Source organism: Rhodopseudomonas sp. BR0C11 (assembly GCF_010820945.1).
Taxonomy (GTDB): domain Bacteria; phylum Pseudomonadota; class Alphaproteobacteria; order Rhizobiales; family Xanthobacteraceae; genus Rhodopseudomonas; species Rhodopseudomonas palustris_H.
Genome location: NZ_QTKI01000006.1, coordinates 1 through 12,104 on the forward strand (window position 1 = coordinate 1; position 12,104 = coordinate 12,104).

Annotated in this window: 10 protein-coding genes and 1 tRNA gene; 6 read left to right on the plus strand and 5 right to left on the minus strand. The window is 67.2% G+C overall.

Annotated elements, in window-relative coordinates; all coding sequences use genetic code 11:
• Together DYI24_RS01535 and tsaD are read right to left on the minus strand one after the other, a co-directional pair.
• Positions 1–497 (minus strand): 2-dehydropantoate 2-reductase N-terminal domain-containing protein (locus DYI24_RS01535; RefSeq protein ID WP_164571000.1); only part of this gene is annotated, 497 nt, incomplete at its 3' end.
• Positions 498–533: 36 nt separating this feature from the next.
• Positions 534–1,607, minus strand: coding sequence for a tRNA (adenosine(37)-N6)-threonylcarbamoyltransferase complex transferase subunit TsaD (gene tsaD, locus DYI24_RS01540; protein WP_164571019.1), 1,074 nt, complete (start codon positions 1,605–1,607; stop codon positions 534–536).
• A gap of 242 nt (positions 1,608–1,849) precedes the next feature.
• On the opposite strand from tsaD, the gene DYI24_RS01545 reads away from it, so the two are divergent.
• The 4 genes from DYI24_RS01545 to DYI24_RS01560 all read left to right on the plus strand — a co-directional run bounded on the left by DYI24_RS01545 (position 1,850) and on the right by DYI24_RS01560 (position 5,999).
• Positions 1,850–2,596 carry a uroporphyrinogen-III synthase gene (locus DYI24_RS01545; protein WP_107342499.1) on the plus strand — a complete coding sequence of 249 codons (747 nt, stop codon included), beginning with the start codon at positions 1,850–1,852 and terminating at the stop codon, positions 2,594–2,596.
• 51 nt (positions 2,597–2,647) lie between these two features.
• Positions 2,648–4,057 carry a COG4223 family protein gene (locus tag DYI24_RS01550; protein WP_164571001.1) on the plus strand — a complete coding sequence of 470 codons (1,410 nt, stop codon included), beginning with the start codon at positions 2,648–2,650 and terminating at the stop codon, positions 4,055–4,057.
• 8 nt (positions 4,058–4,065) lie between these two features.
• Positions 4,066–5,766, plus strand: coding sequence for a heme biosynthesis protein HemY (locus DYI24_RS01555; protein ID WP_164571002.1), 1,701 nt, complete (start codon positions 4,066–4,068; stop codon positions 5,764–5,766).
• Between the two features lie 157 nt (positions 5,767–5,923).
• A tRNA-Thr gene (locus tag DYI24_RS01560) sits at positions 5,924–5,999 on the plus strand.
• A 503-nt stretch (positions 6,000–6,502) separates the two neighbouring features.
• Here DYI24_RS01560 and DYI24_RS01565 read toward each other — a convergent pair.
• Entirely contained in the window at positions 6,503–7,285 is a 783-nt protein-coding gene (locus DYI24_RS01565) for a HAMP domain-containing protein (protein ID WP_107342502.1), read from the minus strand.
• Between the two features lie 851 nt (positions 7,286–8,136).
• Here DYI24_RS01565 and DYI24_RS01570 point away from each other — a divergent pair.
• On the plus strand, positions 8,137–8,919 hold the full coding sequence (locus DYI24_RS01570) for a cobalamin B12-binding domain-containing protein (RefSeq protein ID WP_234820061.1): 783 nt from the start codon (positions 8,137–8,139) through the stop codon (positions 8,917–8,919).
• A 175-nt stretch (positions 8,920–9,094) separates the two neighbouring features.
• Positions 9,095–10,180 (plus strand): hypothetical protein, encoded by a 1,086-nt coding sequence (locus tag DYI24_RS01575; RefSeq protein WP_164571003.1) that lies wholly within the window; start codon positions 9,095–9,097, stop codon positions 10,178–10,180.
• A gap of 27 nt (positions 10,181–10,207) precedes the next feature.
• Here the strand turns inward: DYI24_RS01575 and DYI24_RS01580 are convergent, their stop codons facing one another.
• Together DYI24_RS01580 and DYI24_RS01585 are read right to left on the minus strand one after the other, a co-directional pair.
• Positions 10,208–11,506, minus strand: coding sequence for a RuBisCO large subunit C-terminal-like domain-containing protein (locus DYI24_RS01580; RefSeq protein ID WP_164571004.1), 1,299 nt, complete (start codon positions 11,504–11,506; stop codon positions 10,208–10,210).
• 100 nt (positions 11,507–11,606) lie between these two features.
• The gene (locus tag DYI24_RS01585; protein ID WP_164571005.1) at positions 11,607–12,047 is read right to left on the minus strand and encodes a secondary thiamine-phosphate synthase enzyme YjbQ; all 441 of its coding nucleotides are present in this window, start codon (positions 12,045–12,047) and stop codon (positions 11,607–11,609) included.
• Positions 12,048–12,104 lie beyond the last annotated feature (57 nt).

A 12,104-nucleotide genomic window follows, 5' to 3' on the forward strand; every position in this document is an offset into this window, starting at 1 on the left:
GCCTGGGCGAGCGCCTGCGCGCAGGCCGCATCGGTGGCGGCGATCGTCACCGCGGTCGGCAGTCCGCGCGCCACATCCGCCGCAAAGCTCGGACCCGACAGGATCGCCGGAATCGCGGCCGGTGCCGCTTCGGCAACGATCTCGGTCATGAACCGGTGGGTGCCGTGCTCGATGCCCTTGGCGCAGGCGACCAGCGGGGTTCGCGGCGCGATCAGCGGCTGCAGCGACGTGACCACCTGGCGCAGCACCTGTGCCGGCACCACCAGCAACAGCGCGTCGGCGCGCGCCGCCTCGGCGAGGTCGCGCGTCACCTGGATCGAGGGTTCGAGCCGCACGCCGGGCAGGAAGCGGCTCTCACGCGCCGCAATCAGATGCTCGGCATTGCCGGCATCATGCTCCCACAGCGTCACGTTTCGGCCCGCCCGCGCGGCGGTCTGCGCCAGCGCCGTGCCCCAGGCTCCGCCTCCGAGCACGGCAATCGAATTCAACGAACTCATCGCAATATCATCCAAGCCACCGACTTGAGCCCGGCCTTAGAACCCGGCGCGCGTGTTGGCAAATTTGGCCGGCGCGGTGGCGTTGGCGTCGAGCAGCCAGCGCGCGCGCGGCGCGGTATCCATCGTGTCGGTGAGGCCGAGCGCCAGCCGTTCGGCGCCGGCCCAGGCGATCATCGCGCCGTTATCGGTACACAGCGCCGGCGGTGGCACGATCAGCGTGGTCTGCGCTTTGGCCGCGACCTCGCGCAGCATCCGCCGGATCGCCTGATTGGCGGCGACGCCGCCGGCCGCAACCAGCGCTTTCGGCGGACCGAACCGTTCCTTGAACAGCCGCAGGCCGGCGCCGAGCCGGTCAGCCACCGACTCGAGCACCGCGGCCTGGAAGCCGGAGCATAGATCGGCGATGTCCTGCGGATCGAGCGGCGTCAGCTTGCCGGCCTCGTTGCGCACCGCCGTCTTCAGGCCGGACAACGAGAAATTGGCATCCTGCCGGCCGAGCATCGGGCGGGGGAATGCGAACCGGTTGGGATCGCCGGCTTCGGCCGCGCGTTCGACCTGCGGGCCGCCGGGGTAGGGCAGGCCGAGCATCTTGGCGATCTTGTCGAACGCCTCGCCGACCGCGTCGTCGACCGTGGTCCCCAGCCGGACGTAGTTACCGACGCCGAGCACCGCGACGATCTGGGTGTGGCCGCCCGAGGCCAGAAACAGGCAGTAGGGAAACTCCACCGCATCGGTCAGCCGCGGTGTCAGCGCGTGGGCTTCGAGGTGATTGACCGCAATCAGCGGCGTGCCGTGCACCAGCGCGATCGCCTTGGCGGTGGTCAGCCCGACGATGACGCCGCCGATCAGTCCGGGCCCAGCGGCCGCAGCGACGCCCGACAACCCGGCGAATGCCACGCCGGCTTCGTTCATCGCAGCCGCAATGATTCCGTCGAGCACGTCAACATGGGCGCGCGCGGCGATCTCAGGGACGACGCCACCAAACGGGGCGTGTTCGTCGGTCTGGGAGCGTACGATATTGGAGAGAAGCCGGCCGCTGCCGTCGGCGCGGCGCTCGACCACGGCGGCTGCGGTTTCATCGCAGGTGGTCTCGATCCCCAGCACCAGCAAGGCTTGTTCACTAGTCAAATTGAGCCCTTGCGTTTGCGCCCGAACCGGCGTTCTCCTTGCCTCGCGTAGCATTGCGGGGTCTTGGAATGCAATCATCCCCTTGGCGCCCTGCGGCCCCGGCAGATTGCGTGGGAGCGGCGAAGCGGGGTGCTGCGGCGCGACCGGTTTTCACGCGGCTCAGGGTCATGCGGCCGGGCTACTTCGGATTCACTCTCATCAATCGACAGCCGAGGACGTAACGCGTGGCTTTGCTCGTCACCCGCCCGCAACCCGACGGCGACGCGACTGCGAAGACGCTGCGCGCCAAGGGTTATGACGTGTTGCTGGCGCCGATGCTGCGGTTCGAGCCGGTGCCTTTCCCCGACGATCCCGACGCGCACTACACCGGCGTGATCGTCACCAGCGCCAATGCGCTGCGTGCGCTGGACGACCAGCCGGTGCTGGCGCGGCTGTTGAAACTGCCGCTGTTCGCGGTCGGCAAGCACACCGCCCGCAAGGCGCAGGACGCCGGCTTTAGCGACGTGATCATCGCCGACGGCGATGCGGCCAAGCTCAGGATCAAGATCCGCGACACCTTCAGCGGGAAAGACAAGCGCGCTGGTGCGTTGCTGTATCTGGCGGGCGCCGATCTGTCGCGCGACCTCGCCGGCGAATTGCGCGAAGATGGCTTCGAAGTGGTGATGCAGACGGCCTACCGGATGGTGCCGGTGCCGAGCCTGCCGGCCGAGGTGTGCGACGCTTTCGCGGCTAATCGCATCGAGGCCGTGCTGCACTACTCGCGGCGCAGCGCCCGGGCGTTCATAGACGCGACGCGGACCTCCGGCATCGAGATTTCGGCGCTGGCGATTCCGCAATGCTGCCTGTCGGAGGCGGTCTCCGAGGTGGTGCGCGAAGCCGGCGCCAACCAGGTGATGGTGGCGCGCAAGCCGGACGAAAAGGCGCTGCTCGAAGCGCTGGATCGGGCGCTCAGCCCGGCCAAAGTGAATTGATGCCGCGCCGGACCGCCGGCGCCGACAGGTAGCGACGAGGAAAATCCAGGGATGGTCCAGAACAGGCCCGAACACGAACAGGCTGCGGAACCGGCCGAGCTGGCTCAGTCGACCGGCGAGGAGATCAGCGCCGCGCCCGCCGGCGCCGAGGCGGAAGCCGCAGCGGAGACAGCACCCGAGGCCGAACCGGCGCGGGGACCGGAGCAGGCGTTCGAGATCGCCGCCGATCAGCGCGAGCAGGCCGAACAGGCTGCCGGGCTGCCGGAACCGGAATTTGCCACCACCACGGCTGCAGCCGATGCGTCGGCGACCGCGCAAAGCTCAGCAGCGCCGCGGAACAGCATCGCGTCGCTGATCCTGCCGCCGGTCCTGACGATCGCGATCGCCACCGGCCTCGTGGTCGGCGCCGCCAAGATGGGGCTGTTGCCGCAGTTCCTGTCGTCGACCAGCGTCACCGCCCCGCAGGCCGACCCGACGGCGCTCGACGCGCTGAACGCACGGATCGCCAAGCTCGAAGCCGCTCCCGCAACCGGCGGCGCCGCGGCCGCGCCGAGCGACACCGCGGCGCTGGAAGCGCTCGCGATCCGGATCACCAATCTCGAAGCGCGGCCGAAGGCGGCGGCCGATGGCGCTGCCACTTCCGATCCCGCCGCTACCGGCCGGATCGACGCGCTGGAGAAGTCGGTGGCGTCGCTGCGTGACGATCTGACCGCGCTACGCGGCCAGACCGATCAGCTCGCCGCGACCATGAAGGAACTGAAGGCGTCTCCGGACGCCAGCGCTGGCGAGGCCAAGCCGACTGCGGACGCCGCCGCCGCCGACAAAACGGCCGCGCTGGAGCAGACCACCGCCGCGATGGCGGCGATCGATCGGCGCCTCGGCGCACTGGAAACTGCCGCCAAGGCCGAAGCGGAGAAACCGGCGCCGAAGCCGGCTCCAGCAGAAGATGGCGCGCTGCGCCGCGCGGTCGCCGCCACCTTGCTCGACCTCGCGGTCACGCAAGGCCAGCCATTCCAGGCGCTGCTGAAGGCCGCGGCGCCGCTGGCGCCCGATGCCGGCGCGCTGAAGCCGCTCGACCGCTTCGCTGCGACCGGCGTGCCGAGCGCCCGTGCGCTCGGCCAGGAGCTGGTCGACCAGCTGCCCGGCCTGCTGCCCGACAAGAGCACCGCGAACGCCAACTTCATCGACCGGTTTCAGGCCAACGCCGAGCGGCTGGTGAAAATTCAGCGTTCGGACGCGGTCGAAGGCATCGATCGCACCGCGATCTTCGGCCGGCTGACCGCGGCCGGCAAGCAGGGCGACATCGCCGCCGCGCTGAAGGAGCTGAAAGCGCTTGCGCCGGGTGACCGCGCTCCTGTTCAATCCTGGATCGACAAGGCCGAGGCGCGCGACCAAGCGCTCGCCGCGTCCCATCAATTCGCCACCGCAGCGCTCGGGGCGCTGCAAAAACCGTCGCCATAGGTCTGCCCATGCTGCGCATCGTTCTGTTTCTCGTGATCATCGCGCTCGCGGCGGCGGGCGCTGCCTGGGTGGCCGAACAGCCCGGCGAAGTGGTGCTGTCGTGGAACGACTGGAAGGCGTCGATGACGCTGCCAGTGTTCGCGCTGGTGCTCGGCGCCGGCGTGGTCGCCGTGATGCTGGCGTGGGCGGTCATCCTCGGCGTGCTGCGCGCACCCGGCTGGATGAAGCGCGGCCGCAGCTCGCGGCGCAGCGCCCGCGCCCGCAACGCCATCACCCAGGGCCTGCTCGCCGTCGGCCATGGCGACAGCAGCGCCGCCCGTGCCCACGCCAACGCGGCACGCCGGCACGCCCCGCACGATCCGCTCGCTCTGCTGCTGCAGGCGCAGTCGGCACAGCTCGAGGGCGACCGCGAAGGCGCCCGCCGCGCGTTCCTGGCGATGGCCGCCCGCAAGGACACCAAGTCGCTCGGCATGCGCGGGCTGTATATCGAGGCGCAGCGCGCCGACGATCCCTATGCGGCCCTGGCGATCGCCGAAGAAGCGCTGCGGCTGCAGCCGACCTGTGCCTGGGCGTCGCAGGCGGTGCTCGGGTTCCGCTGTGCCCGCTCGGATTGGACCGGCGCGCTGGAGATTCTCGAGCGCAACCTGTCGGCCGGCCTGATCGACAAGAAGGCGTTTCGCCGGCAGCGTGCGGTGCTGCTGACCGCGCGGGCGACCGATCTGGAAGAAAGCGACGAGAGCCTTGCCCGCGACAGCGCGCTGGAAGCCAATAAGCTGGCGCCGACCCTGGTGCCGGCGGCGGTGCTGGCGGCCAAATATCTGGCCGAAGCCCATCAGGTTCGGCGCGCCATGAAGGTGATCGAGGCCGCCTGGCAGGCGCAGCCGCATCCGGACCTGGCCTCGACCTACGCCAACCTGAAGCCGGGCGATACCGCGACTGCGCGGCTCGGCCGGGTCGAGAATCTGGTCGCCAAGGGTCCGCAGCAACTCGAAAGCGCGGTTGCGATCGCCCGCGCGGCGATCGACGCTGGCTCGTTCAGCCGCGCCCGCGCCGCACTGCAGCCCTATCTCGACATGCCGACCCAGCGCGTCGCGATGCTGATGGCCGAGATCGAACACGGCGATCGCGGCGACACCGCGAAGGCGCGGGCCTGGACGCTGCGAGCAGTGCGCGCGCTGCACGACCCGGTGTGGACCGCCGACGGCTATGTGTCGGATCACTGGCGGCCGGTATCGCCGGTCACCGGACGGCTCGACGCGTTCCAGTGGCAGGTGCCGGTGTCGGCGTTGCCGTCCAACAAGGTCGAGGTGATCGACGACAAGTTCCACGACGCCCTGATCGCCTCGGCGGCCGGCGAAGCGCTTCCCGCCAGCACGACGGCGGAAGCCGTCACCGTCACGGTGGAGGCGGCCCCGGAAGCACCGCTCGTGACGCCGAAAGAAACCACCGTTGTGGCCGATGAGCCCGCCAAATCGGACAAACCCGCCAAGGCGATCGAGGCTCCGACTGAGGTGGCGGCCGCACCGGCGTCGTCTGCGGCGCCGCTGTTCCACCGCCGCAAGGAGGCGGCCCCGGTGATTCCGATCGTGCGAGCTCCCGACGATCCGGGCGTCGACGAAGACGCGGCACCTGAAGAGTTCGCCGAACGCTCGCAGGCGCCGGCGGCCGGGCAGAGCACCGGCTGGCGGGGTTACCGGCCGCCGCGCTGAGCCCACGTCGCGCTTCTGTTGTTGGGACGACGTTCGACAAAACCACACCGGCGGATGCTCCGACCGCCGGTTCAGGCGCCCTGGTTCTTGCCAATCAGGCCGCCGCCCGATATCAGGAGCCAACGTTTCGGGCCGCTTCGTTAGCGCGCTCGCGGTCGCCGCAATAGCTCAGCTGGTAGAGCACGTCATTCGTAATGACGGGGTCGGGGGTTCGAATCCCTCTTGCGGCACCACCCTTTCTTCCTTCACCCGCACCGATCCTGATCCGCCACGCCACGCGTGAGCTCGGGCGCAGCCCGGCCTCGGCTTCCAAGGGCTTGGTCAGGACGCTTCCGAAGCAACCGCGTCCAGCGGAACATCTTGTTGTCGCCGGGTGTGATCTGACGCAGAGCAGGTCTCGATCCTGGCTCGCTCAAAGCGCTTGGCACGACCAGACGTGCCTTGGAGCGAACAACTGTCTGGCTGCTTCGAACGCCCAGCGGAGCGTTCGGAGACATAGTCGACACATCGGACTGCGTTGGACGGGGCAGGGGCGATGCTCCATATCTTGGCCCGGCGCGACCTCAAGGCATTCGGCTGCCCCCAAATAGAAAAGCCCGCGCGATGCGCGGGCTTTTGTTGGTACCGGCTCACCCGCCTGGGTGAGCCTCGATGTGATGATCTCAACGCTTGGTTTTGATCGTCGCGCCTTCAATAACTCGAGGAGGCGCGTTCAGGGTCGCGGAAGAGGCGCCGATCAGGCGCGCTTCGGAACGCCCAAACCGTTGTGCAACCAGCTGCTCCACGATCGCGACAGCGTCTCGCTGACCGTCCGGCCGTCCGTGAACAGCATCTCGCGGGCATTGCTGACGGCCCCCTTCAGATCCATCCACATTTCCTTGAGATTGGCCAGAATACCGTTCGTGCCGTCGAGGACCCGATGGCTCTTCAGCTTGGCCAGCTCGATCAGAGACTGCTGGATCTTGGCGATCGACCGCGCGATCCGGCCGATTTCATCCGAGCGGCTCAGCGCATGGATGCGAACGCTGGTGTCGCCCGAGGCGAGGCGTTCCACGTCCTTCTCCAGTTCGCCGAGCGGGGCGAGCAGGCCGCGCGAAATCCGGGTGCCGACCAGACCGACCACCGCGAACACCACGACACCGGCGAGCAGCAGCATGGTGCGGGCAGCGCCGACACCGTAATCCGGAGTCGAGGTGACCACCGTCTCCGAAGCCTGAACCACCAGACCCTGACCTTCGTACGACGCCGGCATCACCACCGGCCCGGCATCCTGCTGCATCACCAGCATGCCGACGATGCTGCCGTCCGCGGCGCGGACTGGCGACAGCGTCGCTCCCCCTTGGCCGACCAGACGGTCGAGCGACGCAACGCTCGCAGCCTGCTTGGCATGGCTATCGGTGACCTTGTGCAAGACCATTTCGCCGACACCACCGATGGCGACCGAGGCGAACAGCGTAATTCCCAAGACGAGGATCGAGATCTTCTGGGCTAGGTTTCGGTTGGACAGATCGAATTGCATCGTAGTTCTCCAGCTTTCTTCAATTAGGGGCGGCTTGCCCCCTAAGGTGAACAGCGTGAACAACGCTTTACTTATTAACGTTAACGATTTGCTAACTCCCGCGTAGACCTGCTTGGGACCACGCTAAGAAAACGCCTCACGCTGGAACGGTGAACGAGCGCTGGTAACCAGGCACTCGTTCGAGAGAATCGCGAATCACCATGAGCCAATTAGCCGTCTAACTCTTTGATTAAACAGGTAGTTGCTCAGTAAAACACGATCCGTGGAATCAGTTTTGCTCCGATTCGCGCGGCTGTAAATATACAGAGAAGTCAGTACCGGCGCTTGCCCCGCGACAATGGGAGTACGCGAGCTTCACTCTTTTAACGGGGCGATGATCGAGCGGTGTTCGTTTACTAATTCCCGACACCAGACATACCGCTCCGCCGATCGCCGGCCATGCTGAAGTAACAATCAGCGACAGCGCTGCCTCGCGACTTGCGCAGTCACGCGAAGCTCATGGTCATCGCCTGGAGGCCGATCCGGGCGACTTCATCCGGCGAACGCTCCGCCCGCGCAGGCCAGCTGACGCGCCGCGACCCTATGCCGCTGGCCATGCTGCGCCGCGGTCCGGCGCCACCGCCCGAACGTGGCGACAGATGCGAATGCTTCGTTTTGATCCAGAGCAAAGACGAGTCTCCGTTTCCGGGGCTCCCTTCGCACCGCGGCAACGGCGCTGCCGGCTTTTCGACGGGCCAACAGCCGCGCGAGGCGATCCAATCCCTGCTTCCCCTCGGCAGCGGCCATGGTCTCATCGCACTCGTTCAGCAATCTGCTTTTTTGGTCGAGGGCAACCAGATCGAGTGCGTGCCGTGCATACTGAAAGCATTGTCTCGACTGTTATTCCGCATCTCGTCGTCAAGCACACCTCCGCCAGGACCCGCGTTGCGCAGGATCCGGCGGAAGCTCGCGCCGCGGAACTCGCCCGACTCCTGATCGCGCCGAACCTCGCCGACGCGTTCGACCTGATCGACAAATCATTGGCGCGGGCGTCGTCGCCGACCGCGTTGTTCACCGGACTGTTTGAACCGACCGCCCGCAGCCTCGGCAATCTGTGGAGCGAAGACGCCTGTAGCGAATTTGAAGTCACGATCGGCCTCTGCCATCTGCAGACGGCGATGCGCCGCATCAGTTTCGATCTGTTGTCGGCCCCGCTAGCGCGTTCGCAGCCGCGAAGCGTGCTGCTGGTGTCGCAGCCCGGCGAGCCGCACTCGTTCTGTGCAGCGCTGCATGCCGAGCTGCTGCGACAGGCCGGTTGGAACACCGTGAGCGAATTCCCCGACACCGATCGCGCGCTATCGGATCTGGTCGCCAACGGTTGGTTCGATGCCGTCAACATCTCGCTGTCGCCAGCGCTGCGCCGCGAGCACTGGCTGCCGCGGATGGCCGAGACCATCCGCAAGCTGCGCGCCGCGTCCCGCAATCCGGCGCTCGCAGTGGTCGCCAGCGGCCGCGTATTCGCCGAACGCAGCGACGCCGTTGCTCTCGTCGGGGCCGATGCCGCGACAATCTCGTCAGTGCAGATCGAGCGCTGCCTGATGCGCTCATTGCTCAATCGCACCGCGCGGCCGGCGGCGAACTTCGCCTGGATCTGATCTCCGCCGCACCTTTCACTCATCCCGCGGCCGCTTCGGATACCGAGGCGGCCGTTGCGTTGAGTCGCACCTGGCATCTGTGTTGGCCGGATTGCCAACTCGCCCGACTCGCGCCCCACCGCCATATTCCAATCGTGCGTCCGTGCTATCGGTGATGCCTTCAGAGGGGCTGGTCATGCAATCCGAAACGAAATCCTATCCGTTCGATCACCTGCCGATGATCGACTACGACGCCCACCCGGCCTATGGGCGCGTGATGTCGATGCCGATGCTCGGCGCGCGGCTGAAGGCGATCACGATTTTCGGTTACGGATTCTGTCTCACCACCGCGCAGCGAATGATCGACGTCGAGCACCTGCCGCGTCCCGCCGAGACCGGCAACCGCTTCGTCACCACGCTGCGCAGCCTACCGACCTATCTGCGCCTGATCATGCTGCAACGGCTCGGCCGGTTCAGTGCGGGCTCCGCCTACGCGCCGAAGACCGAGCGCGGCACCGCGGTGTTCGTCCCGCTCGCCCGCGACGGCTTTGCCGCCGTGCAGCTCGGTCCCGACAAGATCGTCGAACTGCGCAACCAGCTCGACGCCGCGTTCAAAACACTCGAACATCGCGTGGCGATTCCGGGCGATCCGGATTCGACCCGCGTGGTGATCGATCCGGCTGCTGCTCCCGACCTTTACAAATGGCTCAACCAGATCGCCGCCGACGCCGGTCTGACCGAGGCGGCCAGCGGCTATCTGAAGCGTCCGGTCGGCATCGGCCGGATCGCCGCCGAAGTGACCGAGGCATCGAGCGGCGCGCTGTCGAGCCCGTTCGCCGATGTCAGCGTCGACGCCTCGCCATGCGACGGCTTCAAGGTCAACACCGGCTACAACGTGCTGAAGATGGTGGTGTATCTCGGCGAGACCGGCGCCGCGAACGGCCCGCTCACCTATGTGGCGGGCAGCAACCGTGCCGGCCGCCGGTTCTGGGACGCGATGATCCGCCGCGCCAATGATCTGTGCGGCCTGTCGTCGACGCTGCCGGCCACGCGCGAGACGTTCTACGCGCTGCCGGCCGGCCTGCAACGCAAGGCGACGTTCGGCACCGATCTCGTCGCCGACAGCAACGTCACGGCGGCCATCACCGAGAACCAGGTTGCGGTGACCAGCAGCCAGGGCAATGCGGTGATCTACGATCCGGCCGGCATCCACCGCGACGGCGCGCCGAGCCAAGGCCGGCGCAGCGCGGTGATCGTCACCTTCACCGAACTGCCCCGCTAAGGCGCGGACCAACGCGGCGGGTGCTGATCAGCGCCCGCCGAACGTTTTCAGCGCCGCCGCCAATTCAGGATGGCTGGCGGCGTGATCAGCGACCGGGATGTCCGCGGCGATCGCGTCCCAAGCCTGCCGGATCGATGCCGCTCCCGCGGCCGGTCCCATCGGGTGGCCGAACACGCCGCGGCCGGGCACGAAGCCGAAATCGGCGCTGCCGACCTTGCGATACACAGTCTCCAGCGTCGCCGCTGAATCGCTGCCGCCTGGCACCGGCAGACACGGCTTGATCGGTCCCATCGGCTCCAGGCAGGCGCGGATGCAGTCGAGCACCTCGCGCTCCGGCGTCATCATCCGCGGACCGAAGCCCGGCATGATCACGACGTCGAAGCCAGCCAAGCGCTGCAGTCGCGTCATTACCCGCGAATGAATGCCGTAATTCGCCAGCCGGCTGAACGCGGCGATGAACGGGAAATGTGCCATCAGCGGCACGGTCGCGTGCTTACGCAGCATCCGCACTGCGGACAGCCCGACAGGCATTGCATTGACCAGCAGCGCGCCGGCTCCCTTGGCGACCGCGACATCGTGCAGCTCGGTCAGCCGATCAACCTCGTCAGTGATATTGGCGAGATAGATTTTCGGCACCCCGGTTTCGGCAGCGGCCCGACGGCAGGCATCGCCCAGCAGTGCGGCGCGCTCGGCCAGCGGACACCATTCGACATCCGCCAGCATCTCGTCGTCCTTGGCGATATCGAGACCGCCGCTCCAGCTCTGATAGCCGAGCTCGGCGAACGGCTGCGGCGGCAGGCCGATATTCGGCTTGATCACGCCGAAAAAGATCGGACGGTCGAACGCCTGCAGTCGCTCGCGTAAGCCTGCGATGCCGAAGCGCGGACCGTCGAACGCTGCGAGATACGATTCGGGGAAGCGGATGTCCTGCAGCCGGATCAGCGGAATGCCCGGCGAGAAGAACACGCCCTCGCCGCACACGGCCGACAACAGGTTGGGAATCTTGGCGCCGAAATTGCCGTGCGGATGCGCAATGGTGACGCGGCAGGCATGCACCTCGCCGCGCGCTGCGCACTCGACCGGAATGCTGAAGCCCGACGGGCGCGGCTCGGCCGACAGCTCCAGCACCTTGGCGGCGAAACGCGGACGGAAATCTTCGTCGAAGCCCACCCGGCGCCACTGTGCCGTAGACTGCTCGCTGCACAGATGCGCCGCGGCCTCGCGCGGATCGCCGGCGCATTCGAAATCGAAATCCAGCTCGATGTATTGGTCGAGGTCGAGATCCGCACGCTTGGCGTAGAAGCCTGCGATGTCGTCCGGCGTCATGGCTGATGACCTGTTTGGTGATACCGCTGCGGTCATACGCGGGCGCGGCCCGCGTATCTATCCGGAATACCCCGTTCTTTCGGTGGAGACGCGAGCGCAACTAGCCAGTCGACGATCCCTGGCCGATGATCTGCAGCTCGACGCCGCGGCGCTCGCGCGGACCGTCGAGCTCGATGAAGAACACCGACTGCCATTCGCCGAGCACCATGGCGCCATGCGCCACCGGGATCGTCTCCGACGAATTCATGAACAGCCCGATCAGATGCGAGTGCGCGTTGTCGCGGCCGTCGACCGGATCGAGATTGTGCAGATAGTCGCCGTCGCGCGGCGCGAACCGCTTCAGAAACGTCAGCATGTCGCGCTCGAGCTTTTCCTCGCGCTCATTGACGTTGATCCGCGCGGTGGTGTGCAGGCAGCTCACCGTAACCAGACCATCCTTGATACCGCTGGAGGTGACGAAGCGGCGGACCTGATCGGTGATGTCGATCAGCTGGATCGGCGCGGTGGTGGCGAGTTCGATACGGTGACGTTGAATCTGCATGGCGACGTCCTGACTGGAACCACCCGAGTGTTAGCCCGGTGCCCACGTCGGGGCAAC

Bases quoted from the DNA above. Each gene is read 5' to 3' on its own strand.
- DYI24_RS01550 (WP_164571001.1), top strand. From the start codon at position 2,648: ATGGTCCAGAACAGGCCCGAACACGAACAGGCTGCGGAACCGGCCGAG.
- DYI24_RS01555 (WP_164571002.1), top strand. From the start codon at position 4,066: ATGCTGCGCATCGTTCTGTTTCTCGTGATCATCGCGCTCGCGGCGGCG.
- DYI24_RS01565 (WP_107342502.1), bottom strand. From the start codon at position 7,285: ATGCAATTCGATCTGTCCAACCGAAACCTAGCCCAGAAGATCTCGATC.
- DYI24_RS01575 (WP_164571003.1), top strand. From the start codon at position 9,095: ATGCAATCCGAAACGAAATCCTATCCGTTCGATCACCTGCCGATGATC.
- DYI24_RS01580 (WP_164571004.1), bottom strand. From the start codon at position 11,506: ATGACGCCGGACGACATCGCAGGCTTCTACGCCAAGCGTGCGGATCTC.
- DYI24_RS01585 (WP_164571005.1), bottom strand. From the start codon at position 12,047: ATGCAGATTCAACGTCACCGTATCGAACTCGCCACCACCGCGCCGATC.